Source organism: Microbacterium sp. NC79 (assembly GCF_019061125.1).
Lineage (GTDB): Bacteria > Actinomycetota > Actinomycetes > Actinomycetales > Microbacteriaceae > Microbacterium.
Genome location: NZ_JAHQYI010000001.1, coordinates 1,985,495 through 1,998,579, shown reverse-complemented (window position 1 = coordinate 1,998,579; position 13,085 = coordinate 1,985,495). Strand labels below are relative to the sequence as shown.

Genomic DNA, 13,085 nt, shown 5'->3' with positions numbered 1-13,085 from the left:
AGCATCTACAGCGGGTGCCCCCGACTGGACTCGAACCAGCGACGCACGGTTTAGGAAACCGACGCTCTATCCACTGAGCTACGGGGGCGTACCCTCTAGCCTAATCGGCGCTCGCCCGTGTGGATGACAGGGAGCTACGCGGCGGCGCTGGCGAGGGTTTGTCGTTCGAGTTCGATCAGGAACTTCTTCGTCTCAGGAGATGAGCCGTACTCCCCAACGGAACCATCAGAGCGTACGACGCGGTGGACAGGAACGACGAGCGAGAACGGTGTGGTGCGGCACGCGGATCCGACCGCGCGTGCCGCGCGGGGGCGGCCAGCCAAAACGGCCACGTCGCCGTAACTGATCGTTTCGCCATACGGGATGTCAGCGATAGCGCGAAGCGCGTCCGCGGTGAAACCGTCGCCAGCGAGCCGCCAGTCCAGACGGAGGGTGAATTCTCGGCGCTCGCCCGCAAAGTATTCGGCAAGCTGCCGCGCGAGTTCGTGCGCCGCTCCGGGTTGATGGGTGGGGGTTTCGAAGAGGAGTCGCGACACACGCTCCACCTCCCACAGCGGGTCTGTCTCCGTGACGTGAACGCTCACGAGGGCGGAGTCTGAAAACACAGCAACAACGAGGCCGATGGGTGAGGGCACGGCGTCCCAGGTAAATGTCATGTGCTCATCCTGCGTGCCTCGCATGGTTCCAATATCGCACGCCAACGCCCGGGGGAAAACGTGCGGCAAATCACAATTGTGGAGGAGCGAGGCGTCGCCCCGCATTTCTCAGCCAAACTGCGCGAGGGATACGTGAAACCCGCACCGAGCCGCTTACTGTGGTAAGTGTCGGCAACAGGAGGGCGTCTCTTCATGAACGAAGATCGCGAATTCGCGCAGGCGGTGCAGCCTGGAGTGGTCGGCGACCTTGGTCCGGGTGTTGTGGCCGCGCACATCGCGCAACCCGCTCGTGATCGTATTGTTGCTGAAAGCGTCGAGCTCGGCGGCCCGTCGCCGCTGCTGCGCTACCACGATGTTCCGGAAGCGGGCATTGAAATCACCAAGGCCCACCCCGGGAGCCTGCCGCAATTCATTACGGGGCGTTCGACGCTCCTGTCTGGGCTGTTTCGCGACGAAGTGGCCCTGCGCACCGCGCGCATCGCCGCAGAACGGATCACAGCAAAAAACGTTGAGCTTCGTGCGGTGCGCGGCATTGACGCCGTGCACTTGGCAACAGGTCTTGCCTCGTGGCGTATCGGCGGTGTCGAATACACCGCGCCAGTCTTGCTGCGACCGCTCGCGATCCGCCGTCACTTCACCGACTTCGAGCTCAAGCTACACGGTGCGATGTTCGTGAACCCCGAGCTCGTGCGTGCCATGCGGGATCACTACGGCATCACGATTGACGGTGCCAGGCTCGCAGCGCTGGCGCACGAGGGCGGTATTTTCAAACCGCAACGCGTCATCGATGAGTTGCGCCGCCTCACCGCGCGCATCGACACCTTTGCGGTGCACCCGCGTTTGATTGTCTCGGCATTTGCCGACATCGCGGCCCAGATGGCCGGTGACGGTGGGCTTGATCACCCGATTTTGAACGCGCTCGCAGGGCACGCCGATGACCGCGAGTTCTTCAAGCAACAGCGGCCAATCGCCGCATGGGCCGGCCCCGATGACCGATCCCCTGCGGCAGACACACTTCTGCTTGACGCCGACGCCGAGCAGGAGCGCGTGCTTTCGCGCATCATTGCGGGGCAGTCGCTCGCGGTCGCCACGCTGCCAGGTACCGGAGGCACGCAGACGATCATCAACGCGGTGGGTGCACTCGTGCAGGCCGGTAAGCGGGTACTCGTTGTCAGCGCGCGCCGCTCGACGCTTGACGGATTCCGTCACCGCCTGGTCGGTATCGGCCTTGATGGCCTTGCCGTCAGCCCCACCAGCCTGCAAAAAGACCTCATTCGTGCCATCGGCCGCAACGAAAAGGCCGCACAGCCCGCAGCCGCCGAAGTCGATGAGGCCCTTGTCAGCCTCCGCGCCGTGCTGCGTGACTACCGCACCGCGCTCACGCAGAAGCACCCGGCTTTTCACGTCAGCGCCCTTGACGCGACTCGCGAGCTTGCCAAGATCGCGCAACACCCTGAGCCGCCCAACACGCAGGCTCGCCTTGATGCGCGTGCGCTTGCCGCGCTTGCGAAGGATCGTACAGAAGCGGCGTCGAAGCTGACGCTCGCTGCGAAGCTTGGTGAATTTGAGTTCGGTCCAGACGATTCGCCGTGGTACGGGGCGGCTTTTGAGTCAACGGCTGCCGCGCAGGCTGCCCACGATCTCGCCGGAAAATTGCACAAGACCGACGTTCCGAGTCTCCTCGAGCGTGGTTACGCGCTCATCGCGCAGACACGCATGCGGCCCTTCCTCACTGTCGATGAACTCGGCGAGTACCTCAGACTGCTCCAGGGCATTCTGGAGTCGCTCGACAAGTTCAGCCCCACTGTTTTCGAACGTCCGCTCACTGACCTCATCGCCGCGCACGCCACCCGCCGCGACGCCGTGCAGATGTCCAGCGCGCAGCGCCGTCGACTCAAAACCGTCGCGCGCGAGTACGTGCGCCCCGGTGTGCATGTGCAAGACATGCATGACTCGCTCGTGCGCATTCAGAAGCAGCGCACCGCGTGGCAGCGCTACGTCGATCAAGGCGTGGTTCCGGAAATTCCTGCGGGTCTGCAGGATGTCGCCGTCGCGTGGCAACGCGTGCACGCCGACCTGAGCGCGCTCGACAAGCCGCTTGGTCGCGCAGGAACGGCCAAGCTTTCTGCACTTCCGGTCGCGCAACTCGTGCGCACACTGGCCGGATTGGCGGCTGAATCAACGTTCTTCGAGAACCTCATCGAGCGCAGCAAACTTCGTGTCGAGTTGGCGCGGATGGGGTTGGAACCATTGCTGTCGGATCTTTCGGAACGTCACGTTCCGGAACACCGCGTTGCGGCAGAGCTCGAGAGCGCGTGGTGGCTCTCGGCTATCGAACACCTGTTGCAGACAGACGAGGCTCTCCTCGGCGCTCAGACGGCAGTCGTGGATCGCCTCGAACGCGACTTCCGCCTCGTTGACGAAGCGCACAACGCAAACTCGGGCCCGCTGCTCGCTTGGCGTCTGGCAACGGACTGGCGAATTTCTCTGATTGACCAGCCAGCCGAGGCGCAGGCGCTGAAGACCGCGATTACACGTGGCGCACCCACCCCTGCGACCCTGCGGGCGGTGGCTCCCACGCTGACACGCGTGTTGGTTCCGGTCTGGGTCGCATCCCCCTACGAGGTTCCGCTCATCCCGGACACCGACTTTGACGTCGTCCTCATCGCCGATGCCGGTGCTATCAACACGACGGAAGCGGCGCCAGCGATTCGCCGTGCCCGCCAGGTCGTGCTGTTTGGCGACCCGGTAACGCAGGCACCCACGCCATTTGACATCGCGACAGCGACGTCAGGGGAGTGGGAAGCTGAGCACCCCTTCGACACGATGAGTGTGTTCGAACGCATCGCTGAATTGGTTCCGGTGGAGACGCTCACCCGAAGCTATCGTGCAGGCGGCGAAGACCTCGCTGAACTCGTCAACGATGCTTTCTACGGTGGCGAGATCGCCTCGATGCCGTGGGCTGGTTCCTATCTCGGACGCGGCAGCCTCACCGTCGACTACGTCGAAGGTGGCATCGGAACGCCTGATCCGGTGTCAGGCGCCGTGGAAAGCCCGGAAGCCGAAGTGCAGCGCGTGGTCACGGTCGTGATGGAGCATGCGGTGAACCGCCCGAAGGAATCCCTCATGGTGGTGACCGCGAGCCGCAAGCACGCGGAGCGGGTTCGCACCGCCGTCACCCACGCCTTCGCCGGCCGCGCCGATGTTGCCGACTTTGTTTCGCGCGACAACGGCGAGCCGTTTGCGGTGCTGACATTGGAGGAGTCGGTCGCGGAGAGTCGCGACCGCGTCATCTTCTCGCTCGGGTTCGGCCTCACCCGCCATGGGCGCGTGCTGAGTGACTTTGGTGATCTGTCGACTCCCGATGGCGAACGACTGCTCACTGTCGGAATGACTCGTGCGCGTCGCTCGATGACGATTGTGTCGTCGATTCGTCCCACCGCCTTCACCGATGACCGGCTTGAGCACGGTGCGGCGACGCTCATGTCGATTCTCTCCGGCGTTGCCGAACGCTCGCGCGAAACCTACCTCGAAGACCTCGCCGATCCGCTCATGTTGCAGCTCGCACGTGAACTGCGTGCCCTGGGTGTGACGCTGAACGTCAACTACCGCGGCGTGCTGCCGCTTGTTGCGCAGCACAATGGCCGCGCCGTGGTTGTGGAGAGTGACCCGGACATTTATGGTGATTCGCTTCGCGAGTCGCTGCGGTTGCGTCCTCAGGCATTGCGCAAGCTCGGGTGGCACTATGTTCGCGTGCACTCGTTTGATCTCTACAGCGACCCGGCCCGCGTCGCCTCACGAATTGCGTCGCTCCTCGGGGCGATTGGGTTCGCCGATGCTGAGGCGGCAGAAACCACATCATGAGTGACGAGCGACAGCACGTCGTTCGCGTCGCAGGGTCACGTCGCGCGCGCCTGACAGCGGCTCCCGGAACCACGGCTGAGCCGGAAGCGGATGACCCGATCGTCGCCAATATCGTGGCGCAGCCCGCCGGGGCTGGCCCCAATGACGACCGCATGCGCCGTGAGGTTCCACCCCACTACTGATGAGCTACGGGGATCACCGCGGCGGGGACTTCGCTGGTGATGTCACTACGCAACGGAAAAGCGCCGCCCGATGAATCGGACGGCGCTTTCGGCGAGCGAGAGCTATGCCTTCTTCTGCTCGGCGAGCAGATCGCGGATCTGAACCAGGAGGTCCGTCTCCGAGAGAGCTTCTTCCTCTTCGGTAATGCCAGCGCGCTTGGCCTGGAGCTCCTTGAACTTGTTCATCGGAACAATCATCACGAAGTAGACGACCGCTGCCACCGAGATGAACTTAATGATTGCGGCGAGGATCAACCCCCACGCGATGTCCCAGTTGCCGATGGAGAACACGGCCGTCTCGATCTGACCAGTCGGCGTCGTGGCTGCGATCAGCGGCGTGATGAAGCCATCGACAATGGCGGTGACAACGGCGGTGAAAGCCGCACCGATGACGACAGCGACGGCGAGGTCAATGACGTTGCCGCGCAGAATGAAATCTCTGAACCCCTTAAGCATGGCGTTCCCCTTTTCTGTCTCCGCTACGACGAGGTGGCGGCGGAGGTCGTTCCTCCAGAAGACGATGATGACGCAGAAGCGCTGGTCGCGGCGGGAGACGCGCTGGACTCTGCCGAACCTTTACCTGATGCCGCACGAGAATCGGTGCGGTAAAAGCCGCCACCGTTGAAGGTCACACCGATCGAACCGTACTGCTTGCGCAGGCCGCCGCCGCATTCGGGGCACACCGTGAGGGAGGCTTCGCTGAAAGATTGAACGGCATCAAAAGCGTGATTGCACTGCGTGCAGGCATAAGCGTAGGTAGGCATATTTCTCTTTCTGACCAATCAGCGCTGCTGCGCTGCAAAAGTAATGACACGCGTGGGCGTGACGACACCGCTGACGGGCTGGTCATGAGGTTCCGTCGGAACCTCATCCAGCAACTCAGCGTCAAAGATCACCGCATACACCGGCGGGCATTTCTGCATCGAGCCGATGGTCTTGTCGTAGTATCCGCGGCCCCAACCGAGTCGCATTCCTGACATGTCGACGGCGGCCGCGGGAATCAGCAGGACATCCACTTCGTCAACCGCAATCGGCCCCAGCAACTCGCCGACGGGTTCCGGTACTCCGTGCGGCCCTGTCGCCTCTTCACCATCGACGGTGGCAACCACCCAGTCCAAGAGTCCATCGGCACGTGTGCTGGGCAGCAGAACCCGGAGACCGCGTTCGATGGCCTGGTTCACAAACGTGCGTGTTCCGGGTTCGAGGGTCGTGGAGAGATAGCACGACACCGACGTCGCGCCCGTGGAGTCGACGAGTTGCCACAGTTGCGCTGTCAGTGATTCCTCGGCGCTTTCGCGCTGGATGGGGGAGAGCAATTGGCGGCGCTGACGTAGGTCTGCGCGCATTGCTTGCTTGGCGTGCTCGATATCTCCGGGCATGACTCGATTCTATGCAGGGAATCACAAAGAGGCCGACTAGGCTGGGAGAATGCCAGAAACACGCATGAAGGCCGTCATTCCTGCTGCCGGCCTCGGCACACGCTTTCTCCCCGCGACGAAAGCGATGCCCAAGGAAATGTTGCCGGTCGTAGATAAGCCCGCAATTCAGTACGTTGTCGAAGAGGCGGTGCAGGCTGGGATCGAAGACGTTCTCGTCATCATCGGCCGAAACAAGAACTCGATTAGCGACCACTTCGACGCCATGCCGGAGTTGGAAACCAAGCTGATCGACAAGGGTGATGATGCGCGTCTGCAGCGCGTGCAGCATTCGTCCGAACTCGCCGACATTCACTTTGTTCGTCAGGGGGAGCCGAAGGGTCTGGGCCACGCTGTGTTGCGTGCTCGCGCGCACGTCGGCAACTCGGCGTTCGCTGTTCTCCTTGGTGACGACCTCATCGACGAGCGCAACCCGTTACTACCTTCTATGATCGCCGAGCACGAGCGTCGTGGCGCATCGGTTATCGCGCTGATGGAGGTCGATCCCGACCACATCCACATGTACGGTGCCGCTGCTGTCGAAGCAACGGATAACCCTGACGTGGTGAAGGTCACCGGTCTCGTGGAGAAGCCGGCCAAGGAAGACGCCCCGTCCAACCTCGCTGTCATCGGTCGCTACGTGCTCACGCCCGAGATCTTCGATGTTCTCGAAGTGACGAAGCCGGGCAAGGGCAACGAGATCCAGCTCACCGATGCGCTCCAGGTGCTCGCGGCTGACCCCGACGGTCCCGGCGTTTACGGTGTGATCCTTCGCGGTCGTCGCTATGACACCGGAGACCGCGTCGACTACATCAAGGCCATCGTTCAGCTGGCTGCTGAGCGTGCTGACCTTGGTCCTGAGCTGCGTCCGTGGCTCAAGGAATTCGCGGCAGACCTGTAGGCCAACGGTGGAGCCCCAGATCACGAGCCACTATGGGCCGATCACGCTCCGCCTTGTCAAACCCAAGGACGCCCGAGCGCTACAACACGAGCTCATGACCAATAGGGCGTGGCTTTCCCCCTGGGAAGCCACGATCCCCGGCATGGAAGCATCGATTGACATGCGTTCGGGCGTTCGGCGTCTGCTGCAGCAGTATCGCGAGGGCAACGGCGTACCCTTCGTGATGGAATACAACGGCGAAATCGCCGGACAGCTCAACATTTGGGGTGTCGCCCGTGGCTCGCTATCTTCAGCCACGATCGGCTACTGGGTGTCACAGCGTTTCGCTGGTAAAGGTGTGACACCAACCTGCGTCGCGATGGCGACCGATATTGCCTTCCAGCAGCTACGCCTGCACCGGATGGAAATCTGTATCCGCCCGGAGAACAAGCCGAGCCTGCGCGTTGTGCAAAAGCTGGGCTTTCGGTACGAAGGCACCCGCAAGAACTACATCCACATCGACGGCGGCTGGCGTGACCACTACGCCTTCGCCCTCACCGCTGGTGAAGTGCCCGAGGGCATCTTGCACCGTTGGCTTGCTGGCCGTGCGCCCGAGTCAGCCGCAGCCGTGGTTCCGTAGCCGGAGGCGGAACCTGGGGGTCGGAACCAGGGGTCGGAACCTCGAGATCGGTGCCCAAATTGGCGGAAAAAGCGGGTTTGTGCGCGGATGAGGTTGAATCTGAGCTTGAACCTTTAGGTTTTGGCGTGTTTCATTCGGGAATATGGTGCGGTTTCGCATACCGTTGTGCGCATGGAGGGTCAAGTTCTCGGGGGAGGCGTCGTCGTTTTGATTGCGGCGGGGCTGTGGCTGGTGTACCTCCTGCCCACCTGGTACTCACGCCATCAGTACAACGCGACGGAGCGTAACGCTGTGCGGATGAGTCAGGCGCTCCGAATTCTCGCTGAGACAAGTGACCAGCCAGAAGAACTTCGCGTCGATCTGCAGACGCGTGCCGCCAGGCGCCAGACGAAGCTGGCGCGACAGGCCGAACAGCAGCGTCGTGAGCTGGAAGAAGCCGCCGCTCGCGCTGAGGCCGAACGGGTTCGCGAAGAAGCAGAATTTGAAAAAGAACGTCTGCGTAATGATGCCCTCGCGGCTCGCGATCAGCGCCGTGCCGATGAGGTCGCGTACCGCGAACTCGCGAAAGTTCGGGTTCAAGCTGAACGCGCTCGTGCCTCTGCTGCCGCTGCGGCTGAGCATCAGCGTCTTCGTGCCGAATTGCACGCTGCCCGCAATGCGCCAGCCGCCGTGGCCGCCCGTCACGCACACGCACGCCGAACGGTGCGATTGATCGCACTCGGCATCACGGTGCTCGGACTTGCCGGAGCGATCTGGGGTGTGGTGTCGACACAGGTGCTTCTTGCCGTCGTTGGCATTCTTGCCGGAGTGCTCGGGGTTGCCGTACTGCAGCGCATGTCGCGTGTTGCACGCCGCGCTACACCCGCCGTCGTGGTTCCGCTCGTGGTCGAAGCACCACGCAAGCGCGTGTCGATTCTGCATGACGAGCCGGCACCCAAGTGGACGCCGCGTTCGCTACCGCAGCCGTTGACGACCGTTGCCGGATCGCGCGCGGCCATCGCTCTCGACGCGAAGGATGCGCGCGAAGCACTGCGCCGCGCGGCAATCGAAGAAGCCGCCCGTCAGAAGGCGGCGGAGCACGCACCGGTTCGTATCGAGACGGCCCGTCCTGCGGCGGCGAAGCCCGCCATGGATGACGCGGCGATCGAAGCGCACGTGCGTCAGCTTCTCGCTAGCCGCGCCGCCAGCTAACCGAACTCACGCCCCGCACCCCTGGCTGTGGTGCTTGTGTCGTTGATCAGCTGGTGGCGCTAGGGGTCACACGCGGGTGTATGGTGGTTGCATTCTGGGCCTGTAGCGCAGTTGGTAGCGCGCCTCGTTCGCATCGAGGAGGTCAGGGGTTCGATTCCCCTCAGGTCCACCCAATGTGATGAGTCTTACTCCGGGCGCGTGACCCCTAATGCACCGCGAGGCCGATGGCCATCGCCACAACGCTGAGCAACGGAACCACGCCCTGCTTGAGCGCGGCGCCGCGGTTGCGGGGGCTTGACGCAAACAGCACAAGCGCTGCGGCCGCCATGGAGCCGGCGCCCGTCAACACCAGCGTTGCGCCAATGGTGGTGTGCCCGGTCGCGAAGAAAGCGATGCCTGCCAACACCGCGATTGACAGAAACAGATTGTAGAAGCCCTGGTTAAAGGCCATTGGCTTCATCGTCTCTGCTTGCTCTTGCGTGGTTCCGAATGTCGCGCGCGCCGCCTTCCCCGTCCACGCGATCGACTCCAGATAGAAGATGTAGACGTGCAACAGGGCAGCGAGCCCGGCAAGGACAAGACCGACGATCAGCCACATGGTGACGACCCCTCAGACGCGGGTCGGATCGGTTGCTTGGCCGTCCAACCACAGGGTGTCGGACGCGTCGGAGTGCGTGCCGCCGCTGGCAACGTGTTTGGCGCTGATCTGCGGACCCTTCGTGATCACGTGCACGATCGCCATACCGTGACCGCGACCGATGCCATAGTCTTCTGCGAGCCACGCCAGGATGGGTGCCGCCTTGGCGCCGGGGCCGAAGCCGCGCTCAGTGGCGAGGGCAATGAGCTGTCGTGGCGTGAGCCCCGTCTTGGTCTCGACGGCGTCGAGGTAAGCCTGAAACGACATGTGTGCTCCTTCGCGCAAACGGAACCACGTGGTTCCGCTGACGAATTCTTACCACGTCTCGCATGCGGGCAATACCCCTATCCCGTGAGCGAGGCCGACTCGCTCGAAGCGTCATGCGCTTCGGCAACGGGGTGATGCGCGGCGAGAATCGCCGCGAGGCTGATCGCGAGCATGCCAAACACGTGCGTCATCCACACGGTGAGGGTGAGGCTCCAGATAATGGGGTGGATGAGCTCGGGAGGAATACCCGGAGACGCCAGCGTCACGGACTGGATGACGTTGCTCCCGATTATCGCGATCGCCGCAACGACGATGACGGAGCGGAACCGACGAGATATGCGCGGCGAGCGGGCAACCGCCCACGCGAGTGCGCCGAGGCCCACGAGTGCGGCCCCACGCAGCACCGTTAACGCCGATGGAATGAGGAAATCTCCGGGAGCAACGGGGAAGAGCCGAAGCACTTCTGACCCAATCATCGCAACGGCGACGATTATTGTGCCTGTCCAGGCTGTCCGGCGGTCAGAAAGCATGGCGCCAACCGAGCCCGCATCAACCACGAACAGGAATAGTGCGGCAAGCAGCAGGACGTTCCCGATGAAATCGTAGAACGGAACCGAAGAGAACTGTTGCACGTACGGCGCGGAAGCCGACACCATAGCGGCGACGGCAAGAAGAATCCCTCCGAGCACCCAACGACCGCGAGAATCCATTGGTTGGCGTCGTTGCATAATGACCCCCTGAGACATATCTGGCGGCGCAGTCGCCACCCCAGCGTTGACGGTAGCCTCCCACAGGGAGCGTAGCGAAGGCTAGCCCCTGGGGGATCAGCGCGAGGTTCGGCGTTCGTCAGTGAACGCGCGTGATGGGCCGCCGCGTCCCTGCGCTCTGCGGCGGCGTTCCTTCCTCAGAGTGCAGGAGAGCGGTAGCGTAGGCGGCATGCGATTTGGTGCGTTTGTTCCCCAGGGTTGGCGATTCGATCTGGTGGGCATCGAGCCCGCCGAGCAGTGGCGGGCGATGAGTGACATTGCCGCACACCTCGACAGCGGCGCATGGGAGTCACTCTGGGTGTACGACCACTTCCACACCACACCCGTGCACAGCCACGAGGCGACGCACGAGGCATGGACGCTGATGAGCGCATTTGCCGCCTCAACGAGCCGCATCCGCCTCGGGCAAATGTGCACGTGCATGGGGTACCGCAACCCCGCGTATCTCGCAAAGGTCGCGTCGACCGTCGACATCATTTCGGGCGGACGCACCGAAATGGGAATCGGTGGTGGCTGGTACGAGCACGAATGGCGCGCGTACGGCTATGGATTCCCGGAGATTCCGCAACGCCTCGGCATGCTGCGCGAGGGCGTCGAGATCATGCGCCAGGCATGGAGCCGGGGTGTGGCGACACTGAACGGTAAGTACTTCCAGGTCGACGGTGCGATTGTGGAACCGCGTCCGCTGCAGCCGGGCGGCATTCCGCTGTGGATTGCCGGCGGTGGTGAAAAGGTCACCCTGAAGATCGCAGCGAAGGCGGCGCAGTACACCAACTTCGCCGGCGCCCTGGAAGAGTTCGACCACAAGAGTGAAGTGCTTCGCCAGCACTGCATCAACGCGGGGCGACCGTTCGAGCAGATCACCCGCTCGTCAAACTTCAACACGATCATCGGTGAGACCGAAGCCGAAGTCGCCGACCGTCTCGACGCCGTGATCGCGCGGCTCACGCCGCACGTTGGCGATGCCCGTGCCGCCAAGATCCGCTCTGATTACGAATCATCGCTGGGCTACGGAACCCCGGAGCAGGTCGCCGAGCGCCTCGCGGAGCGCCAACAGCACGGCCTGGGTTACGCGATCCACTACTTCCCCGAAATGGCGTACGACCGCTCCGGCGTTGAGCTGTTCGAGCGAACCGTGATGCGAGAACTGAGCTAACCCCGCCTCCCAGGTAATACCCGGGGGAGGTATCTCTAGGATGAGAACATGCGTCGTGTCTCTCGTCTTCTGCTGACCGCTACTGTCGCGTTTGTGACGGCGACAACGCTGGCGGCGTGTGCCCCCGCAAACGACGTGCCGGACGAAACCACCGGTTCCGCCCCGCACGTGCAGGAGACACCCGTGACGGAGGCTGCCGACGTGTTCCTCGAGCGACACGGCCTCGCCGGTCTCGATGCCACCGCGGTCATCGACACCCTCGAAGCGATGCCGGTGGCCGAGCGCCCGACCAACCTGATGGCATCGGTGCGCCCCGATGAGCTGGTGCTCATGGACGACGAGAACAACCAGACCACGCTGTCTCTGCCTGATGACATGTTCTACGTCTCAATCGCGCCTTATGCGGCCCAGACACACGACTGCTTCTTCCACAGCCTCACGACCTGCCTCGGCGAACTCGCCAACGAAGACCTGGAGATCACCATCGTCGGTGATGACGGCGCGGAGATTGCCGCGGGCACCTACACGACGAACGACAACGGTTTTGTCGGGCTCTGGTTGCCGCGCGATATCAGCGGAACCATCACCATCGTTGCGGGGGAGCAGACGGTGACCGCGCCGATTGCGACGGGTGCCGATGACCCAACGTGCGTGACGACGCTACAGATCGTCTAGACCAGGGGTGAGGGCCGGTCGGTCATGTCTTACAGTGGTGTCACCAACTCCGCGCCTTGGCGGCCCGAGACTTCACCGCCGATTACTTCTGAAGGGCTGACATGACCGACCTCACCGCGCGCAGCCATCGCGTTGCGGATGCCCTTCGTAATGCTGGTGTACCAGGAACGATCATCACCTTGCCTGATTCGGCTGCGACGGCAGCGCTCGCGGCGGCGGCGCTCGGCACCGAGGTGGGCGCCATCGCGAACAGTCTGGTGTTCATGGCCGACGATGAGCCGCTGCTCGTCATGACGAGTGGCGCGCACCGCGTCGACACCGCGCTTCTTGCGGAGCGGCTGGGCAAAGAACGCATTGTGCGCGCCAAGCCAGATCAGGTCGTCGCGGCGACCGGTCAGGTGATCGGGGGAGTGGCGCCGGTGGGTCACCCCGCGCCGATTGAAACGGTCATCGATGAGACCCTCGCGCAGTTCGCTGAGCTGTGGGCGGCAGGCGGCACCGCGCATACGGTTTTTCCGCTCACGTTTGATGACCTCGTGCGCCTCACCCGTGGTTCCGTTCTCGCCGTGAACTGACGGCACTGCGCTGGGTTTGCCGCACCTTCGGTGTTCTGGCAGAAGGAAATGTTTGCGGCAGAAGGAAACGAGGCCGAGTTTTTCCTTCTCCCGCGTCTTTTTCCTTCTGTCGCGACGCGCAACCCGGGGCGCTGGAGGCGC

At 63.2% G+C, this 13,085-nt stretch carries 15 protein-coding genes and 2 tRNA genes; 9 read left to right on the top strand and 8 right to left on the bottom strand.

Features of this window, described 5'->3' with window-relative positions; all coding sequences use genetic code 11:
* Positions 1 to 15 precede the first annotated feature (15 nt).
* Both KTJ77_RS09095 and KTJ77_RS09090 read right to left on the bottom strand, forming a co-directional pair.
* Positions 16 to 88 (bottom strand) — tRNA-Arg (locus KTJ77_RS09095).
* A 46-nt stretch (positions 89 to 134) separates the two neighbouring features.
* Entirely contained in the window at positions 135 to 656 is a 522-nt protein-coding gene (locus KTJ77_RS09090) for a methylated-DNA--[protein]-cysteine S-methyltransferase (protein WP_217338073.1), read from the bottom strand.
* Positions 657 to 848: 192 nt separating this feature from the next.
* On the opposite strand from KTJ77_RS09090, the gene KTJ77_RS09085 reads away from it, so the two are divergent.
* Both KTJ77_RS09085 and KTJ77_RS09080 read left to right on the top strand, forming a co-directional pair.
* Entirely contained in the window at positions 849 to 4,520 is a 3,672-nt protein-coding gene (locus tag KTJ77_RS09085; RefSeq protein ID WP_254367404.1) for an AAA family ATPase, read from the top strand.
* A complete protein-coding gene (locus KTJ77_RS09080; RefSeq protein WP_217338072.1) occupies positions 4,517 to 4,702 on the top strand; it encodes a hypothetical protein in 186 nt (61 codons plus the stop codon). Before KTJ77_RS09085 ends, KTJ77_RS09080 begins: the two co-directional genes overlap by 4 nt.
* A gap of 102 nt (positions 4,703 to 4,804) precedes the next feature.
* Here the strand turns inward: KTJ77_RS09080 and mscL are convergent, their stop codons facing one another.
* The 3 genes from mscL to KTJ77_RS09065 are packed head-to-tail and all read right to left on the bottom strand — an operon-like array spanning position 4,805 to position 6,120.
* A complete protein-coding gene (mscL, locus tag KTJ77_RS09075; RefSeq protein ID WP_217338071.1) occupies positions 4,805 to 5,197 on the bottom strand; it encodes a large conductance mechanosensitive channel protein MscL in 393 nt (130 codons plus the stop codon).
* Positions 5,198 to 5,220: 23 nt separating this feature from the next.
* Positions 5,221 to 5,505 (bottom strand): FmdB family zinc ribbon protein, encoded by a 285-nt coding sequence (locus KTJ77_RS09070; RefSeq protein ID WP_217338070.1) that lies wholly within the window; start codon positions 5,503 to 5,505, stop codon positions 5,221 to 5,223.
* A gap of 18 nt (positions 5,506 to 5,523) precedes the next feature.
* Complete coding sequence (locus tag KTJ77_RS09065) at positions 5,524 to 6,120, bottom strand: 5-formyltetrahydrofolate cyclo-ligase (RefSeq protein ID WP_217338069.1); 597 nt, start codon at positions 6,118 to 6,120, stop codon at positions 5,524 to 5,526.
* A gap of 49 nt (positions 6,121 to 6,169) precedes the next feature.
* Between KTJ77_RS09065 and galU the strand changes: the two genes are divergently transcribed.
* The 4 genes from galU to KTJ77_RS09045 all read left to right on the top strand — a co-directional run bounded on the left by galU (position 6,170) and on the right by KTJ77_RS09045 (position 9,036).
* Positions 6,170 to 7,057 (top strand): UTP--glucose-1-phosphate uridylyltransferase GalU, encoded by an 888-nt coding sequence (galU, locus tag KTJ77_RS09060; protein WP_217338068.1) that lies wholly within the window; start codon positions 6,170 to 6,172, stop codon positions 7,055 to 7,057.
* A gap of 7 nt (positions 7,058 to 7,064) precedes the next feature.
* The gene (locus KTJ77_RS09055) at positions 7,065 to 7,676 is read left to right on the top strand and encodes a GNAT family N-acetyltransferase (RefSeq protein ID WP_367948877.1); all 612 of its coding nucleotides are present in this window, start codon (positions 7,065 to 7,067) and stop codon (positions 7,674 to 7,676) included.
* A gap of 171 nt (positions 7,677 to 7,847) precedes the next feature.
* Positions 7,848 to 8,867 (top strand): large exoprotein, encoded by a 1,020-nt coding sequence (locus KTJ77_RS09050; protein ID WP_217338066.1) that lies wholly within the window; start codon positions 7,848 to 7,850, stop codon positions 8,865 to 8,867.
* A 96-nt stretch (positions 8,868 to 8,963) separates the two neighbouring features.
* Positions 8,964 to 9,036, top strand: a tRNA-Ala gene (locus KTJ77_RS09045).
* A 36-nt stretch (positions 9,037 to 9,072) separates the two neighbouring features.
* On the opposite strand, the gene KTJ77_RS09040 is transcribed toward KTJ77_RS09045, so the two are convergent.
* From KTJ77_RS09040 to KTJ77_RS09030, 3 genes are all read right to left on the bottom strand, one after another.
* Positions 9,073 to 9,465: a DUF1304 domain-containing protein gene (locus KTJ77_RS09040; protein ID WP_217338065.1), complete on the bottom strand. Its 393-nt coding sequence runs from the start codon at positions 9,463 to 9,465 to the stop codon at positions 9,073 to 9,075.
* A gap of 12 nt (positions 9,466 to 9,477) precedes the next feature.
* Entirely contained in the window at positions 9,478 to 9,771 is a 294-nt protein-coding gene (locus KTJ77_RS09035) for a DUF4287 domain-containing protein (protein ID WP_217338064.1), read from the bottom strand.
* Between the two features lie 77 nt (positions 9,772 to 9,848).
* The gene (locus KTJ77_RS09030; protein WP_217338063.1) at positions 9,849 to 10,481 is read right to left on the bottom strand and encodes a hypothetical protein; all 633 of its coding nucleotides are present in this window, start codon (positions 10,479 to 10,481) and stop codon (positions 9,849 to 9,851) included.
* A 226-nt stretch (positions 10,482 to 10,707) separates the two neighbouring features.
* Between KTJ77_RS09030 and KTJ77_RS09025 the strand changes: the two genes are divergently transcribed.
* From KTJ77_RS09025 to KTJ77_RS09015, 3 genes are all read left to right on the top strand, one after another.
* A complete protein-coding gene (locus tag KTJ77_RS09025; RefSeq protein ID WP_217338062.1) occupies positions 10,708 to 11,694 on the top strand; it encodes an LLM class F420-dependent oxidoreductase in 987 nt (328 codons plus the stop codon).
* A gap of 48 nt (positions 11,695 to 11,742) precedes the next feature.
* A complete protein-coding gene (locus tag KTJ77_RS09020; RefSeq protein ID WP_217338061.1) occupies positions 11,743 to 12,369 on the top strand; it encodes a CueP family metal-binding protein in 627 nt (208 codons plus the stop codon).
* A gap of 101 nt (positions 12,370 to 12,470) precedes the next feature.
* Positions 12,471 to 12,944, top strand: coding sequence for a YbaK/EbsC family protein (locus KTJ77_RS09015; RefSeq protein ID WP_217338060.1), 474 nt, complete (start codon positions 12,471 to 12,473; stop codon positions 12,942 to 12,944).
* Positions 12,945 to 13,085 lie beyond the last annotated feature (141 nt).